The following is a 26,464-nucleotide window of genomic DNA, read 5'->3' as shown; positions in this document are numbered from 1 at the left end:
TTATATTTTTAAGATACAAAAATTCAAGTTGAAATTTTTGTGATTGAATAAAGTAAAGATTTGTAAAAAAAAAAGACACACCTTCTAAAGATATATTTAGCTTTATAGTGCCCTCAATAAAAAGGTTTCACGTTATTCTGAAATAGTTTAAAATAGCAGGAATAATAAAAATGACCATAATAATTTTCAGTATTTTTAAAAATTGTAAATCAATATAATAACCCCTTTAACTACTAATATGAAATCATTACTTTTTAGCATCTGTTCAATTATTTGTGTAATAACTTTTCAAGCTCAAGCTCAAGAACAAACATTAGCTGATTTTGAATGGTCAGAATTGACTAATAATAGAGTTTCGGGTTCGCTAAGTCCTATTTTAGCTTTTCCTTCAGAATCTGGTTTTACAATGTATAGTGTTGAAAAATTTGGCTCTCAATTTTATGCTCCAAAAATTATTAACATTACTAAATTTGATGCTTTTGGGAAACCTACTTCTGCTATAGATTTTAAATTACCAATTCGTTTATTAAAAGACGCAGCACTCTTGAAGATTATTGAAGGAGATAACAAATTGTATTTCTTTTCAAATATTGCTGTAAAAAAAGATGGCAAGAATGTCTTATATGCTCAAATTTATGATAACGAAACTCATCGAGTTTCAGATCCAATCGAATTATATACGATTCCATTTGAGAAAATTAATAACTCTGGATTTTTTGAAATAGCTAACTCTTCAGATAAAAAGACTTTTGCTGTTTTAGTTAATCAATTATTTGAAAAGAAAACTAATGAAGCCATTACTGTACTAACATTTGATGAAAATTTAAATAAGCTTTCAGAAGGTACTCATACATTGTCTTTTGAAAGTGATCGCGCTTATAATGAATCCTTGTCTGTTGAAAATGATGCAACCGTAAATATTATTAAAAAAACAGATACGTCTAAAAAACATCCAATTACTACTATTATTACTGTAAAAGGTAATGATGTAAAAGAACAACAAGTTTCAACAGAAGGGTTTTATGTTTCAGACTCTAAAGTAATTAGTTATAATGATTCTCAATTCTTAGTAGGTTTTGCAACAGATAATGCTAAGCCAACAGTTTCTGTTGGAGGAGCAAAAGACGATAGCTTTTTTATATATAACATTTCTGAAGGCAATCTTATAAAAAATCAAAAATGGTCACAAGATACTAGAAAACGTGTGCTAGGTAAGGGGTATATTAATTTAAAAATAAAAGATGTTTTAATGGATAACGAAATTGTTTACCTAATTGGGGATTGTTATTCTTCAGATTCTGAAGAGATTGATGGTAAAAATTTTGAATACAATTACACACATAGATTTGGTCCTGGAATTGTAATTAAATTAGATATTAATGGAAGTGTGATATATGAGACACCTATAAATTATGGAGAAGATTACCTAAATAGAATGGAAGTTTTGGGTTCATTTTTTCCGTTTTTAAACAATGGCCAATTGTTTGTTTTAGCAAATGAAAAAGAATATATATTAAAAAATAAAAAAATAGTTTTCGGTAGTGAAAAAGCGAATGCTAAAGCTATTGTTTTAAAATCTTTTGATGATGAAGGGAACATAAAAACAATACCATTTTGGAATAGTGAAACTGGAGGTGAAAATCAATATGCCACATTTGCACCAACTCAAACCATATTAATTAAAGATAAAGTTTTCTACATTTATGCTACAGGTAAGGAAAAACATAAATTTGGAAAAATGACACTCAAATAATAATAGGATAGTTTTGAATAATATTAAAAAGGCTTAACTATAAAGCCATTTTTGTTTTTATATTTGTTACACGAAATAAATACACTAAAATTGATAAAAGATTTACTTCAGAAATACGAAAATAAAACTCCCGAAATCGTATTTCATTGGAATGACCCAGAAACTGAAGCCGAAGGTTGGACTGTAATTAACTCTTTACGAGGAGGAGCAGCAGGTGGAGGAACACGAATGCGTAAAGGATTAGATAGAAACGAAGTATTGTCCCTTGCTAAGACTATGGAAGTTAAGTTTACGGTCTCTGGTCCTGCTATTGGTGGAGCAAAATCTGGAATTAATTTTGATCCACAAGATCCAAGAAAAAAAGGAGTTTTAGAACGTTGGTATGCTGCCGTTTCTCCTTTATTGAAAAGTTATTACGGAACAGGTGGAGATTTAAACGTTGATGAAATTCATGAAGTAATACCAATCACTGAAGAAAGTGGTGTATGGCATCCTCAAGAAGGTGTTTTTGAAGGTCATTTTAAACCGACAATTGCTGATAAAATTAATAGAATAGGTCAGTTAAGACAAGGAGTAATTAAGGTATTAGAAAATCCAAAATACTCTCCAAGTGTAAGTAGAAAATTTACAGTTGCAGATATGATAACAGGCTTTGGTGTTGCAACAGCAGCTAAGCATTTTTATGATATTAAAGGAGATACAATACAAGGAAAACGTGTCGTTGTTCAAGGTTTTGGAAACGTTGGTGCAGCTGCAGCATTTTACTTTGCTCAAATGGGAGCAAAAATTGTAGGTATCATTGACAGAGTAGGTGGATTAATTAACGAAGAAGGATTTTCATTTAAAGAAATTACAGATTTATATCTTGCTAAAAATGGAAATACCTTAGTAGCAGACAATCTTATTCCATTTAGCGAAATAAATAAACAAATTTGGTCATTACAAACTGAAGTATTCGCACCTTGTGCAGCATCAAGATTGGTAACTCAAGATCAAATAGATCAAATGATTTCAACAGGCTTAGAAGTGATTTCATGCGGAGCAAATGTACCTTTTGCAGATAAAGAGATTTTCTTTGGTTCTATTATGGAGCATACAGATCAAAAAGTAAGCTTAATACCAGACTTTATTTCAAACTGTGGAATGGCAAGAGTTTTCGCTTATTTCATGGAACGTAAAGTACTAATGACTGATGAGGCTATTTTTAATGATACATCTAAAGTTATAAGAAAAGCGTTAAAAGAAGTGCATAAAAATAATCCAACAAAAATAGGCATAAGCGAAACCGCATTCGAAATTGCATTAAGACAACTAATATAAAAATCCTTAGTAATGGAAACAGTAATAATTCTTGTATTTGTTTTTGGCTATTTAGCTATAACACTAGAGCATAATATTAAAATAGATAAACTAATCCCAGCTTTAGTAATGATGGCTATAAGTTGGGCATTAATTTCATTAGGAATAGATAATTTTACCCAATGGTTTGATTCATCACAACATAGCTTAATGGAAAATTTTGGGTTGCTTCCGCATGAAGAAAAAATGCATCTAATGGAAGAAACCTTACTTCATCATTTAGGTAAAACGGCTGAAATCTTAGTCTTCTTACTGGGAGCAATGACGATTGTAGAAATTATTGATTATTTCGATGGTTTTTCTACTATTAAAGGTTTTATAAAAACAAAGAGCAAAAGAAATATACTTTGGATTTTTGGTTTTTTAGCTTTCTTTCTTTCAGCGATTATAGATAACCTTACGGCTACGATTGTATTAATATCTATTTTACAAAAATTAATAAACGATAGAGATGTTCGTATTTGGTATGCAGGTTTAATAATTATCGCAGCAAATGCTGGTGGAGCTTGGTCGCCTATAGGAGATGTAACAACTACAATGCTTTGGATTGGTAAAAAAGTAACCACTGGTCATTTATTTGTATATTTATTTTTACCATCTTTAATATGTATGCTTGTACCAACGTTTATTGCTTCTTTTTTACCAGCTTTCAAAGGTAAAATAGAGTCAGATGGAAACGATAAAGACAAGCCAAAAAGTAAATTTAGCTCTATAATGTTATATTTAGGTCTTGGTGGTATAGTATCAGTTCCAATTTTTAAAACAATTACACATTTACCACCTTATGTTGGTATGATGTTAGCTTTAGGTGTTGTTGCTGTTTTTGCAGAAATTTACAGTAGTTCAAAGTTTAGTATTTCAAATCATGATTCTGAAGAAAGTGATGCACATGCCCATCATAGTCCTGTACATCATTCATTATCTAAAATTGAATTACCAAGTATATTATTTTTCTTAGGAATTTTAATGGCAGTTGCAGCACTAGAGTCCTTAGGAACGTTATTTGGTTTTGCAGGTTCTCTTCAAGAAACAATGCCAATGTTAGGAACTGAATTACATCATGCTGGAGTGTCTGATTTAGTGGTTTTATTGTTGGGTGTAGGTTCTGCAGTAATTGATAATGTACCGCTTGTTGCAGCGAGTTTAGGAATGTTTTCTGAGCCTATAGATAATGAACTTTGGCATTTTATAGCTTACTCTGCAGGTACAGGAGGAAGTATGTTAATTATTGGTTCTGCGGCAGGTGTTGTAGCAATGGGAATGGAAAAAATAGATTTCTTTTGGTATGTTAAAAAAATATCATGGCTAGCATTAATTGGTTTTTTAGCAGGAGCTGTTGTTTTTATGTTTACCAGAACTATTTTTTAAAAACCGATAAAAATTATAAATATACTTAAGTTAAAAACTTAACGTTATTAAAATAACAACTTAAAAAATTAAACATTTTAGTATGATATCATTAAGTACTATTCAAGATGAAGTAGCTGTTTTAACTGAGGGAGAATCAGTTGAAAAAACGTTATCTATAATTGAATTAATTACAAGTGGAGGAACATCAGGAATGGTGATTATTTTCATTTTATTTCTGCTCTTAATCGTAGCTATTTATATTTATTTCGAACGCATTTTTGCCATAAAAGCAGCTTCTAAGGTCGATTCAAATTTTATGAATCAGATTAAAGATCATGTCAGTAATGGTAAGATTGATTCGGCACAAATGCTATGTGCACAGCAAAATTCACCTGTATCAAGATTAATTGCAAAAGGAATTACCAGAATAGGGAAACCTCTTGAAGATATTAATACAGCCATTGAAAATGCAGGTCGATTAGAAATCTATAATCTAGAAAAAAATGTTAGTGTTTTAGCAACCATTTCTGGTGTTGGACCTATGATTGGTTTCTTAGGTACAGTAATTGGTATGATTATTTCAATTTTCGAATTAGCAAATGCAGGAGGAACCATTCAAATGGATGTGCTAGCGAGTGGATTATATACAGCCATGACAACAACTGTTGGTGGACTTATTGTTGGTATTGTCGCTTATGTTGCTTTTAACCATGTTGTTGGAAGAACCAATAAAGTTGTTTACCAAATGGAAGCAAATTCTATTGAATTTTTAGATCACTTAAACGAACCAATCTAATTTTATGAATATTAGAGGAAGAAATAAAGTAACACCAGAATTCAATTTCGCGTCCATGACCGATATTGTATTCTTGTTATTAATCTTTTTTATGATAGCGTCAACTTTAGTAAGTACTAATGCAATAGACATTGTATTGCCTAAAGCAAGTGGGAAAACTGAGAATAAGAAGTCCACTGCGGTAAGTATAAAAAAAGATTTAAGCTATTATATTGATCAGAAACGTGTTGGTGAAAGTGTTTTAGAAACAGAGTTAATTTCTATGCTGTCTAATCAAGACTCGCCAACAATAGTACTAAGAGCTGAAAAATCTGTGCCTGTAGAAAATGTGGTTAAGGTTATGGATATTGCAAATAGAAATAAATTTAAAGTAATACTAGCAGTACAACCAAATTAACGGCATCATTATTGAATTAACTTAGTTTTATAACAAAGGTTAAAATAATCTAACCTTATAGGTTTATTTAGAACAAATGAAATATTTAGACACCAAACACGAACGTAATTCTGCAAGCATCACGACTCTTATAGTTTTGATACTGCTCTTACTATTGTTTGTTGTTGGACCTCAATATATGGATCCGCCAGAAGAATATGGTGTAGCAGTAAACTTTGGGACCACAGATTTTGGTAGTGGCAATAAACCATTAAGCGAACCTAAAAAGGCTGTTGAAGAAAAAGTAGTAGAAGAAAGTGCTGTTGAAGAAGTAATACCAGAAGAAACACAAGTGACACCTACAGAAGCTGCGACCAAAGCAGAAGAAGTAATGACCCAAGATAACGCTGAAGAAATTGCTATAAAAAAGCAAAAAGAAGCAGAGGCAAAAGCTAAGGCAGCAGAAGCTAAAGCTAAAGCAGCGGCAGAAAAAGTGGAACGTGAAAAACGTGAAGCTGAGGAGAAGAAACGTGCTGAAGAAGCTGAGAAAAAGAGAAAGCTCGATGCTATGATTGGAGGTGTTAAAAATGCTGAAGGGAATACAGATGGAGGAGAGGGACCAGACAATCAAGGTGGAAATAAGGGGCAACTAGATGGTGATCCTTATGCAGCAAGTTATTTTGGAGGTTCTGGACCGGGAAAAGGAGGAGTTGGTTATGGATTGGGTGGCAGAGGAAGGCCTTCTAAAGAAATTTATAAGCAAGATTGTAATGAATATGGTCTCGTTGTTGTTAGAATTGAAGTTAATAGACAAGGTAAAGTTGTAAAGGCAGAACCTGGAATTAGAGGCACAACCAATACACATCCTTGTTTGCTTGAGCCAGCAAGAAAGATTGCGATGTCTCATAAGTGGCCTGCTGATTCAGAAGCACCAACAACTCAAGTGGGTTTTGTAAGTATTAATTTTGATGTAGGTCAATAGAATGAATTATCAAGATACTGTTAATTGGATGTTTCAACAACTTCCAATGTATCAAAATAAAGGCAACTCTGCTTTTAAAAAAGATTTAACCAATACCATAAATCTAGCAAAACATTTAAACTATCCAGAATGTAAATTTAAATCCATTCATGTTGGTGGTACAAATGGAAAAGGCTCTACTAGCCATATGTTGGCTTCTATTTTGCAAGAATCTGGATATAAAGTAGGCTTATATACCTCACCACACTTAAAGGATTTTAGAGAGCGCATTCGCATTAATGGTAAGGTAATTACTGAGCAATCAGTTATTGATTTTATTAAACGAAATAAAGCATTTTTAGAAAGAAATCAGCTGTCTTTCTTTGAAATGACTGTTGGTATGGCATTCGAGTATTTTGCCAACCAAGAAGTGGATATTGCTATTATAGAAGTCGGGTTGGGAGGTCGATTAGATTCTACCAATATTATTACACCATTATTATCAGTAATCACAAACATTAGTCTCGATCATACACAGTTTTTAGGCAATACACTTGAAAAAATTGCTGGAGAAAAAGCAGGCATCATAAAAAACAATATTCCTATTGTTATTGGTGAAACGCATTTAGAAACTGAAAACGTATTTATAAATAAAGCAAAAGAAACACTGTCTCCTATTTATTTTGCAGACCAAATAATCAATGACGTTTTAGAAAGTGATTTACAAGGGACGTACCAAATTAACAATATTAAAACGGTAGTACAATCGGTAAAAATTTTAAATGATGTTGGTTTTTATATCTCTTCTAAAGATTTAAAAACGGGACTTTTAAATGTAGTTGCTAATACAGGTTTACAAGGACGATGGCAGGTTTTAGGCAATCAACCTAAAATTGTTTGTGATACTGCGCATAACAAAGAAGGTTTAGGTTATACGATGCAGCAGGTAAAAAAAGAGAAGCATAATAAGCTTCATATTGTTTTTGGGGTTGTAAATGATAAGGATTTAGAAGCTATTATTCCATTACTACCAAAGCATGCAAGGTATTATTTTTGTAAACCAGACGTTCAACGAGGGTTAGATGCTAAATTATTACAGTCTTATTTTAAAAAAAATGATTTACATGGAAATTATTATAATAGTGTTTCTGAAGCATTAACTAGCGCAAAATCAAACGCTAACACAAGCGATTTTATTTATGTTGGAGGAAGTACATTTGTAGTAGCAGAAATAATTTAATTTTTTTTCGATAAATGTTTTGAGATATTAAAAACTAGACTATCTTTGCAGTCCTAATTATTAGGGCGACTAGCTCAGTTGGTTCAGAGCACTTGGTTTACACCCAAGGGGTCAGGGGTTCGAATCCCTTGTCGCCCACAAAAAAAGAAATCCGATTTGAATTTTTCAAGTCGGATTTTTTGTTTTATAAAAGGACTCGTGAATGCTAAAATTAATGTTTTCACATTTACAAAGTCTTCTGCTTCTTAATATCAGATTTAGGGTCATTAACTCAGTTGGTTCAGAGTGTCACGTCGACAACGTGGAAGTCACTGGTTCGAATCCAGTATGACCCACTACCTTAGATTAATCCAGAAATTATTGTGGGTTTTTTCATTACTAAATGCGCTTAGTACATTTAGGTAAAACTTAAAACGGGCTAGTAGTGTTTCTGCTTTTAAATTGTTTTTAAAAAAAGTCACACCTATGATTCTTGCATTAATTTAAGACGCATTACGCTATCTAAAAAGTAGTTTTAAACTTATATAAGTTTAAATAAGATTTAAGCTAATTTAAGTGGTGTTTGTGTTAGTGAATCGTATAGTAATTAGTAGTAACTATAGCACTTATAAAGCTTGGGTATAACAATAGCTTTAATTGAGTTATAATAGCTCTAGAATGCGCTCTAATGCCATACCTCTAGACCCTTTAATTAAAACTGTTGCATGTTGAAGTTGTAAGGCTTGTAAAAGAGGTTTTAAATCTTCAAAACTAGAAAATTTTTGTATTCCTTCTTTAGAAGTAGTTTCATAGAAGTTTTTACCAATGAGATAGATGTTATTTTTAAAATTAGCCTCTATAAAATCTACGATAGTCTGATGCTCATTTTCTGCTTCAGATCCTAGTTCAAACATATCTCCAAGGAACAAATATTTATTTTCTGCATGTAATTGCTTAATATTTTTTAAAGCAGCCAACATACTAGTGGGATTCGCGTTATAGGCATCGAGAATAATTTTTGTAGTGTCCTTTTCAATGATTTCAGAACGGTTATTGTCTGGTTGGTAGTTTTCAATAGCGTTTCTTATATTTTCTGTACTCACTTTAAAATAGTTTCCAATTGCAACTGCTACGGCAATATTTCCATAATTGTAATCTCCTATAAGTTGACTCTCAATTTTTGTATTGTCATAATTGAGACTGACATAAGGATTTGCTTTTTTAAATCTTACAACACAGTTATTATTTAAATCAGAACCAAAGGATACAACATTGTCATAGTTTCCAATTTCGTGTACTTGCTTTGAGTCATCATTATTGATAAATGCAGTTTTGTTGTTTTGTTTTAAGAAATTATAAAGTTCAGATTTAGCCATAATAACTCCTTCAATACTGCCAAAACCTTCTAAGTGTGCTTTTCCAAAATTGGTAATTAATCCATAATCGGGTTGTGCAATTGAACATAAAAACTTAATCTCATTTTTATGGTTAGCTCCCATTTCAACAATTCCAAAATCTAAATTTTTGGTAAAACTTAGTAATGTTAGAGGTACACCAATATGGTTGTTTAGGTTTCCTTTTGTTGCTTTTACTTTATAGGTTGTTGATAAAACAGCATTGATAAGTTCTTTTGTGGTTGTTTTACCATTACTTCCTGTTAAGGAAATAATAGGAATGTTAATGGTTTTTCTATGGTGTGTTGCTAGATCTTGAAGTGTTGTTAATACATCTTCAACTAAAATACAGTTAGTATTAATGTTAGCATTAATATCATCTATAACACAATACTTAGCACCTCCATCAAATGCTTTATGGACAAATTTATTTCCATTAAAATTATCACCTTTAAGTGCAAAGTACATGCAGTCTTGATTTAATTTTCTGGTGTCAGTAGAAATGGTAGAACAGGAATTAAATTTTTGATATAAATCAGCTATTTTCATGTGTTTATGATTATTATTCTTTTGAGTATTTATGCTCATTATACGATACCTCTAAAAGAACTTCTTTGATAGGCTTAAAAATAAAAAAGTCCTGATAAATTTATCAGGACTTTTTAAAATATTATTTAACGTTGCTTAGTTACGTCTTTTTCCACCTTTTTGGCTCTTAGAACCAACTCTAGATACTGCACATCTAAAGCCAATATAATCTGTTGCCATGTCTTGTGGGAAGTAACGACGTTGCGCTGGGTCAATCCAGTAAGCTCTGTCTCTCCAAGATCCACCTTTATAAACTCTTACTTCATCATTAATTAAAGATGTTCTGCTGTTAGATTGATCGTATTCTCTAACTAGAGTACCTTCTGTAGAATCTACTTCAACTCTATGTTTTGGAGAATTATACATTTTTCCAGTGGTACTTTTCTTTTCTCCATCAGATTCATCAAAGCTTTCTCTATAATATCTAGAAGAACTCTTATCACCATCTCTAAAGTTTCTGTTGTCACTTTCACTAAAGTTAGTTCTTAAGTACGTTTCTTCTTCGTCTACAGGAATTCTTGCAATTTCACCTGGTAAATCTCTAGCTACAATTTTACCGTTTGGTAAAGTATCGTAAACAATTTCGTCAGTGGTAACAATTTTTACTGTTCCATCTTCATTAATTGCGTTCTTAGTATATACATTTCCTCTGTAGTAGTTAAAGTCATTAAACTCGTCATCTACTATAGGTCTGTAAACATCAGCAACCCATTCTGCAACATTACCAGCCATGTCATATAAACCGTAATCGTTTGGTGAGTATGTTTTTACTTCTGCAGTAATATCAGCACCATCATCAGACCAACCTGCAATTCCACCGTAATCACCTTTTCCTTGCTTAAAGTTAGCCATTTGATCACCACGATTTACACGTTTTCCTGATCTTGTATATTGACCATCCCAAGGATATTTTTTACGTCCTCTATAAACATTAAAGCTACGTAATTCACTCATACCTAAAGCTGCATATTCCCATTCAGCTTCAGTTGGTAGTCTGTATTTTACTGTAATAGCACCAGATTCTCTATTAGCATAAATGTTAATAGGGTTACCGTCTGCATCAGTCTGTTGTCTTCTTTGACCTCCTTCTAATACATCAGAGTTACCTCCGTAAGTTTCTGTAGGCGCATTGATATAAGTATCAACATCAAAAGTACTTTCTGCACTCAAATCGGTATATTGAGCATCTCTTTTAATGTAACCAGCATCTTGTAAAGATAATTCGGCTACTCGGTTTGATCTCCAATTTGCATACTCTACTGCTTGAATCCAACTTACACCTACTACTGGGTAATTTGCATATCCAGGATGACGTAAATAGTTTTCGGTCATCATTTCATTATAACCTAAACGATTTCTCCATACTAAAGTATCTGGAAGTGCACCTTTATAGATTAACGCAAAATCTGGGTTATCTGGTGGGTAAACACTTTTTAAATAATCTAAATAGTATAGATAATTAATATTGGTAATTTCAGTTTCATCCATATAGAATGACTGAATGTGTTGTTGATTTGGCGTATTGTTCCAATCATGCATTGGATCATCTGCTACTTTACCCATTGTAAAAGTTCCACCTTCTATGAAAGCAGTTCCAGGAGGTGTTTCCTGTTCTTTAAATTGGGTATTGTACTGAAAACCTCCTTGTTTATCGTTGATTTTCCAGCCAGTGGCACTATCTACATTGCCAGAATTAGAAGAACGGTTACAACTCACAATTGAGGCGCAAAGCGTTACTGCTATTAAAAATTTTAGGTTTGAGACATGTTTCATATCCATACGTTTAAGTAAGCTCGTTTAATTTTAGAGTCGCAATATAACAATTAAAGGTAAACTGACAACTTTTTTTTGCGTCTAAATGCAAAAAAATGTGCATTTCGTCCTTTTTTTTGAACATAACAACGGACTTTTTTCTATTTATCGGTGTATTTTGCTCCTTAATAACGGCCATAGAAATGAATTATTGTTGTATTTTTGAAATAAAAATTCTGACGTCATAATAACGTGCTTTAATGGACGTTATTTTATTGTGAAATAGATGGATTTGTTATAAGAATAACATTTTCAGAAGTTTTACGTACGGTTAAAACTGAAAATGAATACATGAAAAATTGCTATTTAATCACTTTATTATTGATTGCAACATTTGGTTTTGGGCAACAAAAGCAATTCAATATTAATTGGAATGGGTATAAAGTCTTAGAAACGGCTTACAATAAAATTGAAGTACCTGCTTTTGATGTTGATCATTTTAATTATAGTGAAGATAGTGGGTTAACTTTTTTTGCGCAATGGGAAAGTAATGGAACCCAAATTGATGAAAACTCTATACAATTGGCTAATGTTGTTTATCAGTCCATAACGTCATCCGAATTAAAAGATTTAAATCTTGAAAACATACCAAGTACTCCTAAGTATAGTATTAGTAATACTAATGCTAGAGATAATATGGGTTACTATTTTCAGTTGAGCCCTATTATTAAGGATAGAGGTGTTTATAAAAAAATAACTTCCTTTACTATAATATATAGTACACGTTCTGGTCGCTCAGGTAATAGTACTATGGGTGTTACTGAATTAACTAACTCAGTTCTTAGCTCAGGGCAATGGTTTCGATTTTATATAGAAGAGTCTGGTGTGTATAGATTATCTAAAAGCTTTTTAAGTGATTTAGGCATTAATACCAACTCGGTAGATCCAAGAACAATAAAAATATATGGTAATGGAGGGCGAATGCTGCCTTTGGAGAATTCTGCCAATTACCCTTTCGACGTTGTAGAAAATGCAGTAAAGTTTATTGGTGAAGACGATGGAAGCTTTGATAGTAATGATTATATTCTTTTTTATGGTGAAGGGCCTAAAACATATAATGAAGAAAGCGAAACCAATATTAATTTATTCACTGATAAAACGTATTACTACGTAAATATTAGTTCTGGAAGCGGAAAACGAATTCAGACCATGCCAACAATAGAAGCGGCTGCTGATATTCAAATTAATACGTTTCAAGACTATCAGTATTATGAAGTAGACACTCATAATTTAGCAAAATTAGGACGCGAATGGTATGGTGATGATTTTGATATTGAAAACCAAAGGTCTTATGAATTTGAATTTCCAAACTTAGTGACAAGTGAACCTGTGGATTTTAATATTAAAGTTGGTTCCGTATCCGAAGTGCCAACAACTATGGCTATTACAATAAATGGAACTGAGGTTACCAATTTGGGATTAGGGACTATAACTGCTGGTTCTGTTTTAGGGACTAGCCGTACTTATGTTAATTCACTTAATATAGCAGGTGATGCTGTTACAGTAGTTTTAGATTATAATAATAGTGGAAATCCTTCAGCAAATGCATTCTTAGATTATATTAATATTGAAGCAACAAGAAATTTAATTTACGAAGGTGGTCAATTAGTTTTTAAAAATAATGAGACGATTACAACTCCAGGAATTGCACAATATAATCTAACAAATACAACATCGTTAAGGGAAATATGGGATATTACAGATCGATTTAATATCAGTAATATTGTTAACTTAACAAATGAAAGTACCATAAGCTTTAAAGCTTCCTCAGGTGAGCTTAGAACATATTTGGCTTTTTCTAACTCTAGTGTTTTACAGCCAATTAAAGATTCTAGGTCTACTGTGGCTAATCAAAATTTAAAAGGCACAATTTTTAATAATTCTCAAGGGCAGTTTGAAGATATAGATTATATCATTTTATCTCCATCTCAATTCTTAGCACAAGCAGAACGTTTAGCACAAATTAATAGAGATCAATATGATTTAAACGTTAAAGTAGTGGACTTACAATCTGTCTACAATGAGTTTAGTACCGGAAGTCAAGATGTTGCAGCACTTAGAAATTTTATTAAATATGTGTATGATAATGCTAGTACACCTAGTAATAGGTTAAAGTACTTATGTTTATTTGGTGATGGTTCTTACGATTATAAGAATAGACTAAATGATAACACTAATTTGGTGCCTTCTTGGTATTCTAAAGAGAGCTTTAGCCTTACAAGTTCTTTTGTTTCAGATGATTTTTATGTTATGTTAGATGATAATGAAGGCGGAATGAAAGTTAACATCGATCGTATGGATGTTGCAATTGGGAGGATTTTAGTAGAAGATGTGCAAAGAGCCACAGAAATGGTAGATAAAATAAAGTCTTATTACCAACCAGAATCATTGGGAAGTTGGAGAAATAATATAGTGCTTATTTCTGATGATGTAGATGCAGATTGGGAAAGAAGCTTACAGGAAACTACAGATAATTTAGGAACAACTTTAGGTGAAGAAAAACCATTTTTAAATGTAGTAAAAATTCATTCTGATGCTTTTGAACAAGAGTCGTCAGCTGCAGGTGATCGTTACCCTAAAGTAAATGAAGCTATAAAAGATGCGATTGAAGTTGGTGCGTTAGTTGTAAATTATTTTGGACATGGAGGTGAAGATGGTATTGCTAAGGAACGTATTTTTGATAAGTTTGATTCTCAGGAGGTTAATAATATATGTAAGTATAATTTATTTATCACTGTAACATGCGAATACACTAAATTTGATGATCCAGATAGGGATACGGCTGGTGAATATACGTTTTGGAACGTTAATGGTGGTGCAGCTAGTTTAATTACAACGACGCGTCAAATAGCTGAAATTAATGGAAGAATTTTTAACCTTTCTTTAGATAACTACCTATATGCTTTTGGTTCTAATGATTATCCATCCATTGGTGAAGCGTTGCGATTAACTAAAGTGTCTAATAGTATAGCTGGTATTACTCAAAAAAGATTGGTCTTTCTTATTGGTGATCCAGCAATGAAATTAGCTTTTCCTCAGCCAGATATAAGGTTAACTAAAGTAAACGATGTTGCCATTACAGAACCTATTGATACATTAAAAGCTTTAGCTTCTACAAAATTATCAGGTGAGGTGGTTGATTCTAATGGTAATTTGTTATCTAATTATAACGGAGTATTAACTGCGACGGTTTTTGATAAAGAAATTGAACGTCAAACTTTGGCTAACGACGGAACTACGGATTCTGGAGGTTTAATAATTATGGATTTTACAACATTAGGTGAAGTCATTTTTAAAGGTCAAGCAAGTGTTGTTAATGGCTTATTTGAATTTAATTTTATTGTGCCTAGAGATATTGGTATACCTGTAGGGAATGGTAAAGTTAGTTTTTATGCCCAAACAGAAAGTCCTGTTTCAGATCAAACAGGTTCAAATTTTGATATTGAAATTGGTGGTATAAATGAAAATGCTCCTACAGATAATGTAGGGCCTGTCATTAATCTATATATGAATGATGAAAATTTTGTTTCAGGTGGTATCACTAATGAATCACCTACTTTTTTAGTGAACCTTTATGACGATAATGGAATTAATACAGCAAGTGGAATTGGTCATGATATTACAGCAATTATAGATGGAGACGAAACCAATCCGGTTGTACTTAATAATTATTACCAAGCCAATGTAGATGATTATACTAATGGTAAAGTAAGCTATCCATTTAGAGATTTAGAACCAGGCTTACATACCTTAACTTTAAAAGCTTGGGATGTTTATAATAATTCTTCAACCGCAGAAATTCAATTTACTGTTTTTGATGAGGATGAAAAACTAGTAATTAATAACGTGTTAAATTATCCAAACCCTTTTGTAAATTATACAGAGTTTTGGTTTAATCATAATAGTTCAGAACCTCTAGATATATCTGTTCAGATATTTACAGTCTCTGGAAAATTAGTGAGAACTATTAATGGACAAACAAATGCAGATGAATGTTGTTATAATGGTTCATCTTCATTATCTCGAAGTACAGTGTGGGACGGAAGAGACGATTTTGGTGATAAAATTGGAAAAGGAGTGTATATCTATAAACTAAAAGTGAAATCTAATCGTTTAAATAAACAAGTAGAAAAGATTCAGAAATTGGTAATATTATAAAATATTTGAATGTTTTATAAGTAAAAGAAAGCTGTTTGTAGCTATATAACCAATGTTTTTAATAATAATTTGAAATACAAATACAATAGAAACAAATTATAAGAGTTATTTTAATGATAATTTGTAATTAAAATAATAATTTATATTTGCAAACGATTTAATACTGCGCAAACGGTATTAATACTTCAAAAATTGAACATGAAAAAATACACCATTACCCTTATCGCTTTTGCGACAATTAGCTTAATATTTGGACAGGAACAAGTAACTCTAAGTGTTCCTAATAGTTCAGATAGTAGAGTAATTACAACAGGTTTACCATTTATGCTTATTTCACCAGATGCAAGATCTGCATCAATGGGAGATATGGGAGTAGCAACATCTGTAGATGGGTTTTCTCAACAATACAATCCTGCAAAATATGCGTTTTCTGAGGCTAAACAAGGTGTGGGTTTAAGTTATACTCCTTATTTAACGAGATTAGTTAATGATATTTCATTAAGTTACTTAACGTATTACAACAGAATAAATGAATATAGTGCTTTTTCTGCGAGTTTTAAATATTTCACTTTAGGAGAAATAGTGTTAACTCAAGATGCAACATCACCTGGTGTAGCTGTAAAACCAAATGAATTTGCAGTAGATGCGGCTTATGCTTTAAAATTAAGCGATCAATTCTCAATGGCTGTAGCGTTGCGTTATATGCGTTCTGCTTTAAGATTACAAGAAACAGATCCTAATGCAAATCCAGGAAGTACTTTTGGTGCAGATATTACAGGTTATTACCAAAGTGAAGAAGAGGCTTATAGTGATTTTAATGGCCGTTGGAGATTAGGTTTTGCGATTCAGAATTTAGGACCAAGATTTAAGTACGATGATGGTGGGCAAGAAGTATTTCAACCAACCAATTTAAGATTAGGTGCTGGTTTCGATTTTATTTTTGATCAATACAGCAAGTTAGCAGTATCTGCGGAGGTGTCTAAATACTTAGTGCCAACACCACCAATTTTGGGTGATAAACTAGTATTTACAGATGTTGATGGAAATGGAGAATACAATCCTGAAGACGAAGACTTTCAAACAGAAGATCAATTAGCTGCATCAGGTAATCTTGATGACCCAAGCGATGATGTTATTCTTGAAGGAAAAGATACAGATGTTAGTTTCTTAAGTGGAGTTTTTCAATCTTTTGGTGATGCGCCAGGTGGTTTTAGTGAAGAGCTTAGAGAGTTTACTTGGGCGTTAGGTGCAGAATACACATATCAAGATAGCTTTGCATTTAGAGCAGGTTATTTTAACGAATCAGATGATAAAGGAGCTAGAAAGTTTTTTGCATTAGGTGCAGGTTTTAAATACACCACTATAAATGTAGATTTATCATATTTATTTTCAGCTTCAAAAATTCAAAGTCCATTAGAAAATACATTACGTTTTTCTCTAACATTTAATTTTGGTGCAGGGGAATATAACGAATATTAAAAAATTATACTTAATTTAGATACAAAGAACTATTGTTTAATAAAGCAATAGTTTTTTTGTCTCATGCCAATTTAAAATTTTTAATAACACATTTTAGATGGCAATACTAAAATAGTAAGTTTATGAAGGAAGTCAAAATAGAAACCACGTTACAAGTCTATGATGATATAAATGAGCTTCCCAAGTCTATACAGAATCTTATGGATTCTGCGATAGAAGCTCGGGAAAATGCTTACGCACCTTATTCGAAATTTAATGTGGGAGCTGCTATTTTGCTTGATAATAGTATTGTGGTCATTGGTAGCAATCAAGAAAATGCTTGCTATCCTTCAGGTTTATGTGCAGAACGCACTGCTATCTATTATGCCGGAGCAAAATATCCTAAAGCTAAGATTTTAAAAATGGCAATAACAGCATCTTCTCAAAACCAAGTAACAGATAAGCCTATTCCGCCTTGTGGAGCTTGCCGTCAATCGATAGCAGAATACGAAATAAAACAAAATCAGCCTATCGAAATTTATTTTATGGGAGCTAAAGGTAAGGTTGTAAAATCAAACTCATTAGCCAACTTACTGCCACTTCTTTTTGAAAGTTCAGTATTATAGGGTTTTCGTTACAGTAAATTCAGTAATTTCTTTTTTTTTTACGATATAGTGTTTCTTCATTATTTTCTAAATCATTATTTTTGTTATTCTATTTAAAGAACTCAACAAGAAATGCAAAAAATAACCAAAGAAGTTTACCTAAAGTGGTACGAGGACATGTTGTTCTGGCGAAAGTTTGAAGACAAACTTGCAGCAGTATATATTCAACAAAAAGTTAGAGGATTCCTTCATTTGTATAATGGACAAGAAGCTGTTTTAGCAGGTGCGTTACATGCAATGGACTTAACTAAGGATAAGATGATAACGGCTTACCGTAATCACGTTCAGCCAATAGGTATGGGAGTAGATCCTAAACGTGTAATGGCAGAGTTATTTGGTAAAGCTACTGGTACTTCTCAAGGTCTAGGTGGATCTATGCACATTTTCTCTAAAGAACACCGTTTTTACGGAGGTCATGGTATTGTAGGTGGTCAAATACCTTTAGGAGCTGGTATTGCATTTGGTGATAAATATCACGATAAAGATGCCGTAACTATTTGTTGTTTTGGTGATGGTGCTGCAAGACAAGGTTCTTTGCACGAAACGTTTAACTTAGCAATGCTTTGGAATTTACCAGTGGTTTTCGTTTGTGAAAACAATGGTTACGCTATGGGAACTTCTGTAGCGCGTACAGCAAATCATACTGATGTTTGGAAACTTGGATTAGGATATGAAATGCCTTGTGGACCAGTTGATGGAATGAATCCTATTAAAGTGGCTGAAGCTTTTGATGAAGCTATTCAGCGTGCAAGAAAAGGTGGAGGACCAACATTTTTAGAAGTGAAAACGTATCGTTATAGAGGTCACTCAATGTCTGATGCGCAACACTATAGAACCAAAGATGAGGTAGAAGAATACAAGAAGATAGATCCTATTACACAAGTAAAAGATATTATTCTTGAAAAGAAATATGCAACAGAAGCAGATTTAAAAGCTATCGATAAGGATGTGAAAAAACGCGTTGCTGAATGTGAGAAGTTTGCTGATGAATCTCCATATCCAGACAAGAATGTAATGTACGATGTTGTGTACGAGCAAGAAGATTACCCATTTATAGACCACAAAATAAAATAAGCTATGGCAGAAGTAATAAATATGCCGCGTTTAAGCGACACCATGGAAGAAGGAACAGTTGCCTCTTGGTTAAAGAAGGTTGGTGACAAAGTAGAGGAAGGTGATATATTAGCAGAAATTGAAACGGATAAAGCAACTATGGAGTTTGAGGCTTTTAACGAAGGTACTTTACTTCATATTGGTATTCAAGAAGGTGAAACGGCTAAAGTAGATACTCTTTTAGCTATTATTGGTGAAGAAGGTGAAGATATTTCTAGTTATTTAAATGGAAGTACTGAGGTTGAAAAATCTGATGATACTCCAGAAGCTAGTGAAGAAGCAAAAGATAGTTCTGATGTAGATTCTGATTCTAAAGAAGAATTGCCAGAAGGGGTTATAGTTGTTACCATGCCACGTTTAAGTGATACCATGGAAGAAGGAACTGTGGCTGCTTGGTTAAAGAATGTTGGTGATGAGGTTGAAGAAGGAGATATTCTTGCTGAAATTGAAACAGATAAAGCAACAATGGAATTTGAATCATTCCAATCAGGTACTTTATTATATATAGGTTTAAACGAAGGTGATTCTGCAAAAGTAGATTCGTTATTAGCTATTATTGGTCCAAAAGGAACTGATGTTTCTAATGTCGCTAAAAACTTTACAGTTGCTGGAGGAGAAGCTAAAAAAGAAGCTGCTCCAGAACCTAAAAAAGAAGCGCCAAAAGCTGCTGAACCTAAAAAAGTAGAAGCAAAGAAAGAAACTCCAAAGGTTTCAACTTCAACTTCAGGTAGAATTTTCGCTTCACCATTAGCCAAAAAAATGGCTGAGGAAAAAGGAGTTAATTTATCTCAGGTTAAAGGTTCTGGTGAAAACGGAAGAATTGTAAAGAAAGATATTGAAAACTTTACTCCATCAGCACAAGGAGCTTCAGTTGGTAAATTTGTACCAACAGGTCAAGAAGATTTTGATGAAGTGCCAAATTCAAATATGCGTAAAGCGATTGCTAAAAACTTAGCAAAATCTAAGTTTACAGCACCACATTATTATTTGAATGTTGAGTTTGATATGGAAAATGCAATTGCATTTAGAGTGCAATACAACTCTATTCCAGATACAAAAATTTCATACAATGATATGATTGTTAAAGCATGTGCTTTAGCATTAAAGCAGCATCCTCAAGTAAACTCTCAGTGGTTTGACGATAGAATGCAATTAAATAATCACGTTCATATTGGTGTTGCTGTTGCCGTACCAGATGGTTTATTAGTTCCAGTTGTTAAATTTGCAAATGAGCAAAGTTTAACTCAAATTGGAGCTGCTGTTAAGGAATTAGCAGGTAAAGCGAGAAATAAAAAGTTAGGACTAGACGAAATGGAAGGTAGTACTTTTACAATTTCTAACTTAGGAATGTTTGGTATTGATAGTTTTACGTCAATTATCAATCAACCTAACTCAGCTATCTTATCGGTTGGTAACATTGTAGAAAAACCAGTAGTTAAAGGAGGGCAGATTGTAGTTGGTAACACTATGCAATTATGTTTAGCTTGTGATCACAGAACAGTAGATGGTGCAACAGGAGCTCAATTCCTTCAAACATTAAAAGGATATATTGAAAATCCTGTTACGATGTTAGTATCATAAATTGTCATTCTGAACGTGTTTCAGAATCTATATAATATAATCCTGATTTGATAATTTTCGAATCAGGATTTTTTTATCTTTAAACTCAAATAAATATTATGAAAAAAACACTTTCAATTCTAATCATTGCATTAGCTTGCTCATGCGCTTGTCATACAAAAGGCGCTGATGGAAAACCTGGTAATGAGGGTGAAATTGCAAAACCAAAAATTACACAAGAAGCAATTAAAGCTAGTATGGACTATTTAGCTTCAGATGAATTACAAGGACGTGCTACAGGAAGTGAAGGCATTGAAAAAGCAGCTATTTTTATAGAGAATTATTTAAAGACTAATAATATTAAGCCTTATTTTGAAACGTATCGCGATTCATTTAAAGTAAATGATTTAGATGGTTATAATATTGTTGGCATGGTTGAGGGTAATGATCCATTACTTAAAAACGAATTTATAATTCTTGGAGGTCATTACGATCATATAGGACAAGGGAAAGTTGTAGAAGGAGATTCAATTGCTAATGGCGCAAATGACGATGCGTCTGGTACAATAGCAGCTATGGAGTTTGGTAAATATTTTGCTCAAACTAAAACGAATAAACGTAGTATTTTAATTACGTTATATGATGCTGAAGAAATAGGTTTAAAGGGTTCTGCGCATTTAGCAGCACGTTTAAAAAATAAGGGCATAAAGGCTTATACAATGATAAATTTTGAAATGATTGGTGTCTCAAGAGCAGAAGGTGAATCAATGGCTTATATGAGTGGTTTTGAACGTTCTAATTTTGCGGAAACTTTAAACAATTATGCAGATGAAGAAGTGATAGGTTTTTTTCCTAAAGCAAAGGATTTCGGTTTGTTTATGAGGTCAGATAATTATCCTTTCTTTAAAGAATTAAATATTCCTGCGCATGCCATTTCAACCTTCGATTTTTCAAATTTTGATTATTATCATCATGTAGATGATGAAGCAGATAAAATGGACTACCAACACATGGTTAGTTTTATAGAAAAAATGATTCCTGCGTTAGAAGGAATGATGAATGCATCAACTAAAGAAGTCGTATTAATAAAAGAAGATGAGTAAAAATATAATAATTACAGGAACAAGTAGAGGCATAGGGTTTGAATTGGTACACCTTTTTGCTAATCAAGGACATAATGTTTTAGCATTATCTAGAAATGCAAAACCAGTAAGTAATCTTCATTTTGATAATATATCCTCATTTGCTTTTGATTTATGTAATATAGACGATTATCAAAAGGTCACAGATTTTATAAAAGACGAATGGAAACACGTTGATATTTTAATAAACAATGCAGGTGCTATAATAAACAAGCCGTTTGCAGAAACTACGTTTCAAGATTTTACTAAAGTATATCAAACTAATGTTTTTGGTGTATCGGAGTTAACGAGAACAGTTTTACCTTTTCTTAAAAATGATGGTCATGTGGTAACGATTAGTTCTATGGGAGGCATTCAAGGGAGTATGAAGTTTCCAGGCTTATCAGCATACAGTTCTAGTAAAGGAGCAGTGATTACTTTAGTGGAATTGTTAGCTGAAGAATATAAAGAAACTGGCCCACAATTTAATGTTTTGGCTTTAGGCGCTGTACAAACTGAAATGCTAGAAGAAGCTTTTCCTGGTTACAAAGCACCAACAACAGCTAAAGAAATGGCAGAATATATTCAGAATTTTGCTTTAACTGGTAATAAATATTACAACGGAAAAGTGTTACAAGTGTCTAATTCGACACCCTAAATTTTAATTCGAATTTTAAGATTGAAAAAATAGAAATATAACAACTATTTTTGTGGTAATGCAGGCACAGTATTTAGAATTTATTCCCGTTACAGCAAAGCCATCTGTTTTAGAGCTTCTATCTAATGATAATTTAACGGTAAAAGTTAAGCGCGAACGTAAAACACGTCATGGTGATTATAGAGCGTTACCCAACGGTAAACACCAGATTACTATAAACTCTAATTTAAATAGCTATCGGTTTTTAATTACGTTAATTCATGAGATTGCCCATTTTGAAGCTTATAATAAATATGGAAGAAGCATTAAGCCGCATGGAAAAGAGTGGAAGCATACGTTTCAGCATTTAATGTTACCATTTATAAGACCCGAAATTTTCCCGAATGAGTTATTGCCATTATTGGCTCGTCATTTTAAAAACCCAAAAGCGTCTAGCGATACAGATACACATCTCGCCTACGCCTTAAAGCAATTCGACGAAAGCAACGATAAGACGTATGTATTTGAATTACCTTTGAATCAAACTTTTAAACTTTACAATGGTAGAGTATTTAAAAGAGGTAATAAACGAAGAAAACGCTACGAATGTGTGGAAGTTAGCTCAGGAAAATTATATTTGTTTAACCCAAACGCAGAAGTAGAAGTTTTAGATTAAAACATAAATTGATGAATAGCAAAAACAAAAATTATTACGCAATATTAATGGCAGGTGGAGTAGGATCAAGATTTTGGCCAGTAAGTACACAAGATTTCCCAAAACAATTTCATGATATGTTGGGAACAGGAGATACTTTGATTCAAAAAACATTTCATCGTTTAGCTCAATTAATTCCTGAAGAAAATATTTTCATATTAACTAATGAACGTTATAATGACCTTGTTTTTGAGCAATTGCCAATGGTAACAAAACGCCAAGTGGTTTTAGAACCTGCAATGCGTAACACAGCACCTTGTATTTTGTATGCGTCATTAAAAATTCAGAAAGAAAACGAAGATGCAGTGATGATTGTGGCACCAAGTGATCATTGGATTGAAGATAAACAAGCCTTTTCTGATAATGTAAAAACAGCATTTGATTATTGCGAGTCTAACGATGCATTAATGACGTTAGGTATAACACCAACGTTTCCGAATACTGGATATGGTTATATAGAATATGATAAATCAGCTACAACAGAGATAAAATCTGTAAATCAGTTTAGAGAAAAACCAGATTATGAAACGGCTAAGTCTTTTATTAGTCAAGGGAATTTCTTATGGAATGCAGGTATTTTTATGTGGAGTGCAAAAACAGTAGTTGCTGCGTTTAAGAATAATCAGCCTAAATTGTATGAATTATTTGAAAAAGGATACAGCGTTTACAACACTGAGTTTGAGGATGATTTTATAAAAGAAAATTACGAGAAAGCAGAAAACATATCTGTAGATTACGCACTTATGGAAAAGAGTGAAAATGTATTCGTAATTCCTGCTACTTTCGATTGGAATGATCTTGGAACTTGGGGAAGTCTTTACGATAAGTTAGATAAAGATGAGAATAGTAACGCAGTGGTTAATGCAAAAACGTTATTAGAGGATGCTAATGGAAACATGATTCGTTCTAAAAAAGATAAAGTTGTGGTTGTTGATGGCCTAAAAGATTACATCATTGTCGACAAAGACGAAGTTTTACTTATCTTTCCTAAAGTAAAAGAACAGGAAATAAAAAAAGTATTGCAAAAAGTTAAGGCTAAATTTGGTGAATCTTTAGGATAGATACTTTTTGAATTGCATAGCTAACCTAAAGCATTTATTCCTAAATTTATATATTGGAATTTTTTAAACTATGAGTGACGAAAATAAATTCAATTTTTCTGAGGATGAGAATTCTCAGATAACCAACGAGATGAATAAGGAAGCTGCTGTTGAAGAAAAGAAAGACGCAGTAAAGAAAGATGCTCAAGGTTTGTTTGCAAGCGTAAAAACCTTTTTAAGTGAACTGCTCGATTTTAGAGAAGATACTGATAGAGATGCAACGATTACAGCTATAAAAGCAGATATTCCCTTTAAAGGAGCAACTGCTTGGATTTTAGTCTGTTCGATATTTGTAGCATCCATTGGTCTTAATGCAGATTCAACAGCTGTTGTTATTGGTGCCATGTTAATTTCACCATTAATGGGACCAATTTTAGGAATCGGTTTGTCTATTGCGATTAATGATATTGATACTTTAAGAAAATCTCTTGTCAACTTAGCAACAATGATTGTTCTGAGTTTGCTAACCGCGTTCTTGTTCTTTTACCTTTTTCCATTAAGTACTGAAACGTCTGAGCTTTTAGGAAGAACACGTCCAGATATTAGAGATGTGTTAATTGCTTTCTTTGGTGGTTTGGCTTTAATCATAGCACGAACAAAAAAAGGAACTATAGCTTCCGTGATTTTTGGTGTAGCCATTGCTACCGCTTTAATGCCGCCTTTATGTACAGCAGGTTATAGCTTAGCCATAGGGAATTGGCAGTTTTTTGGTGGAGCTATGTATTTATTTACCATTAATACTATATTTATTGCTTTAGCTACATTTTTGGTTTTAAAAATATTGCGTTTTCCAATGCTTAAATATGCTAATTCCGCGAAGCGTAAACGTACTTCGAGAATTGCTATGGGAGTTGCTATTATTGTTATGATTCCTGCAATTTGGACGTTTTTAACAGTGCTTAAGGAAAGTAAAATAAATAGGGATTATCAAGCATTTCTTAAAACTGAAGTTGAAGATAATCGGAGTCTATGGTTATATGATGAAGAGCTTGACATTGATGCCAAAACAATAAGCCTATATTTTAATGGAGAAATCAGTGATGAGATGGTGTCAGCTTTTCAGAATGCTAAGAATGAATCTGTAGATTTAAAGGAATTTGAATTGGTGATTAATGCTAATAAAACTAGAAGTGCAGATCGTTTAGCAGAATCTTTAGACAGAGCTTATGCTGATTTAGATAGAAAGGATAATGTGATTGATGGTTTGCAAACACAAATAGAAGAGTTGCAATCTAATATCTCTAATTTAAATAAAGTTATAGAATCTAGAAACACCAATCAAAATGCAATTTCATTTAGTGAGTTATCTCGCGATGCAAAAATTAAATTTAATGATCTTGAGTATTTTGGATATGCTAAAATGTTAGAGTCAAAAGATTTTATAAATATTGATACGGTAACCGTAGCAAACGTAAGATGGAAAGTTAAACTTGCCGATAGTTTAGTGCTTACAAAAGAGCGCGATTTACAACAATGGCTAAAAAATGAACTGAAAGTAGATACAGTTTTTATTAAACGAAACTAATAATAGAGTTATATAGTAGAGTTGAAAAAGGACGAGTTAATTACGTTCTTCAAGATACATTTTACGCACTTTCTTAAATAGGTTAGAAGAATATACAAAGTCCGTTACAACTTCGTTATCAGTTCTAAAAATAGTTTCGTTAGAGCCTTCCCATGCTTTAAGTCCATCTTTTAAGAATACAATTTTTTCTCCAATTTCCATTACAGAATTCATGTCGTGAGAATTTATAACCGTAGTAATGTCAAATTCGTCTGTAATTTCTTGTATTAAATTATCTATTACGATAGCTGTTTTAGGATCTAGACCAGAATTAGGTTCGTCACAAAATAAATATTTAGGTCTATTCACAATTGCTCTAGCAATGGCAACACGTTTTTGCATACCTCCAGAAGCTTCACTTGGCATTTTTTTATGAGCATCAGGAAGATTTACACGGTTTAAAACCACATTAACTCTATCTTCCATTTCACTTTTACTTTGCTTAGTAAACATACGTAAAGGAAACATTACATTTTCTGCAATAGTCATAGAATCAAATAGAGCACTACCTTGAAATACCATACCTATTTCTGCACGTAGTGCACGTTTTTCATCGGGACTTAATTTGCTAAATATCTTGCCATCATAAGAAATAGATCCTTTTTCATATTCAAATAAACCCAATAAACATTTTAAAAACACAGTTTTACCAGAGCCACTTTGACCAATAATCAAGTTGGTTTTTCCTTTTGCAAAAGACGTTGTTATGCCTTTTAAAATATGTGCATCTCCAAACGATTTATGTAAATCTTTAACCTCTATCAT

Annotated in this window: 20 protein-coding genes and 2 tRNA genes; 19 read left to right on the top strand and 3 right to left on the bottom strand. The window is 32.5% G+C overall.

Annotated features, from left to right (window positions below; translation table 11 throughout):
- Positions 1–238 precede the first annotated feature (238 nt).
- The 9 genes from ACJJVO_RS09080 (at position 239) to ACJJVO_RS09040 (ending at position 8,170) form a co-directional block, all read left to right on the top strand.
- Positions 239–1,753, top strand: a complete 1,515-nt coding sequence (locus tag ACJJVO_RS09080) for a hypothetical protein (RefSeq protein ID WP_405573099.1) — start codon at positions 239–241, stop codon at positions 1,751–1,753.
- A 93-nt stretch (positions 1,754–1,846) separates the two neighbouring features.
- Entirely contained in the window at positions 1,847–3,073 is a 1,227-nt protein-coding gene (locus ACJJVO_RS09075) for a Glu/Leu/Phe/Val dehydrogenase dimerization domain-containing protein (RefSeq protein ID WP_405576922.1), read from the top strand.
- A gap of 12 nt (positions 3,074–3,085) precedes the next feature.
- Positions 3,086–4,480 carry a sodium:proton antiporter NhaD gene (nhaD, locus tag ACJJVO_RS09070; RefSeq protein ID WP_405573096.1) on the top strand — a complete coding sequence of 465 codons (1,395 nt, stop codon included), beginning with the start codon at positions 3,086–3,088 and terminating at the stop codon, positions 4,478–4,480.
- A gap of 82 nt (positions 4,481–4,562) precedes the next feature.
- Positions 4,563–5,258 carry a MotA/TolQ/ExbB proton channel family protein gene (locus ACJJVO_RS09065; RefSeq protein ID WP_115818634.1) on the top strand — a complete coding sequence of 232 codons (696 nt, stop codon included), beginning with the start codon at positions 4,563–4,565 and terminating at the stop codon, positions 5,256–5,258.
- A 4-nt stretch (positions 5,259–5,262) separates the two neighbouring features.
- Positions 5,263–5,655 carry an ExbD/TolR family protein gene (locus tag ACJJVO_RS09060; protein WP_405573093.1) on the top strand — a complete coding sequence of 131 codons (393 nt, stop codon included), beginning with the start codon at positions 5,263–5,265 and terminating at the stop codon, positions 5,653–5,655.
- Between the two features lie 76 nt (positions 5,656–5,731).
- The gene (locus ACJJVO_RS09055; protein WP_405573091.1) at positions 5,732–6,616 is read left to right on the top strand and encodes an energy transducer TonB; all 885 of its coding nucleotides are present in this window, start codon (positions 5,732–5,734) and stop codon (positions 6,614–6,616) included.
- Position 6,617: 1 nt separating this feature from the next.
- Entirely contained in the window at positions 6,618–7,835 is a 1,218-nt protein-coding gene (locus tag ACJJVO_RS09050; protein ID WP_405573089.1) for a bifunctional folylpolyglutamate synthase/dihydrofolate synthase, read from the top strand.
- A gap of 63 nt (positions 7,836–7,898) precedes the next feature.
- Positions 7,899–7,973 (top strand) — tRNA-Val (locus ACJJVO_RS09045).
- Between the two features lie 122 nt (positions 7,974–8,095).
- Positions 8,096–8,170, top strand: a tRNA-Val gene (locus ACJJVO_RS09040).
- A gap of 306 nt (positions 8,171–8,476) precedes the next feature.
- On the opposite strand, the gene murF is transcribed toward ACJJVO_RS09040, so the two are convergent.
- Positions 8,477–9,757, bottom strand: a complete 1,281-nt coding sequence (murF, locus tag ACJJVO_RS09035) for a UDP-N-acetylmuramoyl-tripeptide--D-alanyl-D-alanine ligase (protein ID WP_405573087.1) — start codon at positions 9,755–9,757, stop codon at positions 8,477–8,479.
- A 135-nt stretch (positions 9,758–9,892) separates the two neighbouring features.
- Positions 9,893–11,575 carry a gliding motility lipoprotein GldJ gene (gldJ, locus tag ACJJVO_RS09030; protein WP_405573084.1) on the bottom strand — a complete coding sequence of 561 codons (1,683 nt, stop codon included), beginning with the start codon at positions 11,573–11,575 and terminating at the stop codon, positions 9,893–9,895.
- A 324-nt stretch (positions 11,576–11,899) separates the two neighbouring features.
- On the opposite strand from gldJ, the gene porU reads away from it, so the two are divergent.
- The 10 genes from porU to ACJJVO_RS08980 all read left to right on the top strand — a co-directional run bounded on the left by porU (position 11,900) and on the right by ACJJVO_RS08980 (position 25,660).
- A complete protein-coding gene (gene porU, locus ACJJVO_RS09025; RefSeq protein ID WP_405573081.1) occupies positions 11,900–15,766 on the top strand; it encodes a type IX secretion system sortase PorU in 3,867 nt (1,288 codons plus the stop codon).
- A gap of 198 nt (positions 15,767–15,964) precedes the next feature.
- Positions 15,965–17,245, top strand: a complete 1,281-nt coding sequence (gene porV / locus ACJJVO_RS09020; RefSeq protein WP_405573079.1) for a type IX secretion system outer membrane channel protein PorV — start codon at positions 15,965–15,967, stop codon at positions 17,243–17,245.
- Between the two features lie 122 nt (positions 17,246–17,367).
- On the top strand, positions 17,368–17,850 hold the full coding sequence (gene cdd, locus ACJJVO_RS09015) for a cytidine deaminase (RefSeq protein WP_405573077.1): 483 nt from the start codon (positions 17,368–17,370) through the stop codon (positions 17,848–17,850).
- A 111-nt stretch (positions 17,851–17,961) separates the two neighbouring features.
- On the top strand, positions 17,962–18,963 hold the full coding sequence (pdhA, locus tag ACJJVO_RS09010) for a pyruvate dehydrogenase (acetyl-transferring) E1 component subunit alpha (protein ID WP_405573074.1): 1,002 nt from the start codon (positions 17,962–17,964) through the stop codon (positions 18,961–18,963).
- Positions 18,964–18,966: 3 nt separating this feature from the next.
- Positions 18,967–20,583: a pyruvate dehydrogenase complex dihydrolipoamide acetyltransferase gene (locus ACJJVO_RS09005; protein ID WP_405573071.1), complete on the top strand. Its 1,617-nt coding sequence runs from the start codon at positions 18,967–18,969 to the stop codon at positions 20,581–20,583.
- Between the two features lie 98 nt (positions 20,584–20,681).
- Complete coding sequence (locus tag ACJJVO_RS09000) at positions 20,682–21,665, top strand: M20/M25/M40 family metallo-hydrolase (RefSeq protein ID WP_405573068.1); 984 nt, start codon at positions 20,682–20,684, stop codon at positions 21,663–21,665.
- Entirely contained in the window at positions 21,658–22,341 is a 684-nt protein-coding gene (locus ACJJVO_RS08995) for an SDR family NAD(P)-dependent oxidoreductase (RefSeq protein WP_405573066.1), read from the top strand. Before ACJJVO_RS09000 ends, ACJJVO_RS08995 begins: the two co-directional genes overlap by 8 nt.
- Positions 22,342–22,399: 58 nt before the next feature.
- Complete coding sequence (locus ACJJVO_RS08990; protein ID WP_405573063.1) at positions 22,400–22,996, top strand: SprT-like domain-containing protein; 597 nt, start codon at positions 22,400–22,402, stop codon at positions 22,994–22,996.
- A gap of 11 nt (positions 22,997–23,007) precedes the next feature.
- Positions 23,008–24,096 carry a mannose-1-phosphate guanylyltransferase gene (locus ACJJVO_RS08985; protein WP_405573060.1) on the top strand — a complete coding sequence of 363 codons (1,089 nt, stop codon included), beginning with the start codon at positions 23,008–23,010 and terminating at the stop codon, positions 24,094–24,096.
- Positions 24,097–24,166: 70 nt separating this feature from the next.
- Complete coding sequence (locus ACJJVO_RS08980) at positions 24,167–25,660, top strand: DUF389 domain-containing protein (RefSeq protein WP_405573057.1); 1,494 nt, start codon at positions 24,167–24,169, stop codon at positions 25,658–25,660.
- 36 nt (positions 25,661–25,696) lie between these two features.
- On the opposite strand, the gene ACJJVO_RS08975 is transcribed toward ACJJVO_RS08980, so the two are convergent.
- The gene (locus ACJJVO_RS08975) at positions 25,697–26,464 is read right to left on the bottom strand and encodes an ABC transporter ATP-binding protein (protein WP_115818621.1); all 768 of its coding nucleotides are present in this window, start codon (positions 26,462–26,464) and stop codon (positions 25,697–25,699) included.

Origin of the sequence: Winogradskyella sp. Asnod2-B02-A (assembly GCF_045063645.1) — a bacterium.
Taxonomy (GTDB): domain Bacteria; phylum Bacteroidota; class Bacteroidia; order Flavobacteriales; family Flavobacteriaceae; genus Winogradskyella.
The sequence above is the reverse complement of the archived record's forward strand: the minus strand, read 5'-3'. Positions and strand labels throughout refer to the sequence as shown.

Coding starts and splice junctions, on each gene's coding strand:
- murF (WP_405573087.1), bottom strand. CDS start 9,757: ATGAAAATAGCTGATTTATATCAAAAATTTAATTCCTGTTCTACCATT.
- cdd (WP_405573077.1), top strand. CDS start 17,368: ATGAAGGAAGTCAAAATAGAAACCACGTTACAAGTCTATGATGATATA.
- ACJJVO_RS08995 (WP_405573066.1), top strand. CDS start 21,658: ATGAGTAAAAATATAATAATTACAGGAACAAGTAGAGGCATAGGGTTT.
- ACJJVO_RS09005 (WP_405573071.1), top strand. CDS start 18,967: ATGGCAGAAGTAATAAATATGCCGCGTTTAAGCGACACCATGGAAGAA.
- ACJJVO_RS09055 (WP_405573091.1), top strand. CDS start 5,732: ATGAAATATTTAGACACCAAACACGAACGTAATTCTGCAAGCATCACG.
- nhaD (WP_405573096.1), top strand. CDS start 3,086: ATGGAAACAGTAATAATTCTTGTATTTGTTTTTGGCTATTTAGCTATA.
- ACJJVO_RS08990 (WP_405573063.1), top strand. CDS start 22,400: ATGCAGGCACAGTATTTAGAATTTATTCCCGTTACAGCAAAGCCATCT.
- porU (WP_405573081.1), top strand. CDS start 11,900: ATGAAAAATTGCTATTTAATCACTTTATTATTGATTGCAACATTTGGT.
- ACJJVO_RS09065 (WP_115818634.1), top strand. CDS start 4,563: ATGATATCATTAAGTACTATTCAAGATGAAGTAGCTGTTTTAACTGAG.
- ACJJVO_RS09060 (WP_405573093.1), top strand. CDS start 5,263: ATGAATATTAGAGGAAGAAATAAAGTAACACCAGAATTCAATTTCGCG.
- porV (WP_405573079.1), top strand. CDS start 15,965: ATGAAAAAATACACCATTACCCTTATCGCTTTTGCGACAATTAGCTTA.
- ACJJVO_RS09000 (WP_405573068.1), top strand. CDS start 20,682: ATGAAAAAAACACTTTCAATTCTAATCATTGCATTAGCTTGCTCATGC.
- ACJJVO_RS09050 (WP_405573089.1), top strand. CDS start 6,618: ATGAATTATCAAGATACTGTTAATTGGATGTTTCAACAACTTCCAATG.
- ACJJVO_RS09080 (WP_405573099.1), top strand. CDS start 239: ATGAAATCATTACTTTTTAGCATCTGTTCAATTATTTGTGTAATAACT.
- ACJJVO_RS08975 (WP_115818621.1), bottom strand. CDS start 26,464: ATGATAGAGGTTAAAGATTTACATAAATCGTTTGGAGATGCACATATT.
- ACJJVO_RS08980 (WP_405573057.1), top strand. CDS start 24,167: ATGAGTGACGAAAATAAATTCAATTTTTCTGAGGATGAGAATTCTCAG.
- pdhA (WP_405573074.1), top strand. CDS start 17,962: ATGCAAAAAATAACCAAAGAAGTTTACCTAAAGTGGTACGAGGACATG.
- gldJ (WP_405573084.1), bottom strand. CDS start 11,575: ATGGATATGAAACATGTCTCAAACCTAAAATTTTTAATAGCAGTAACG.
- ACJJVO_RS08985 (WP_405573060.1), top strand. CDS start 23,008: ATGAATAGCAAAAACAAAAATTATTACGCAATATTAATGGCAGGTGGA.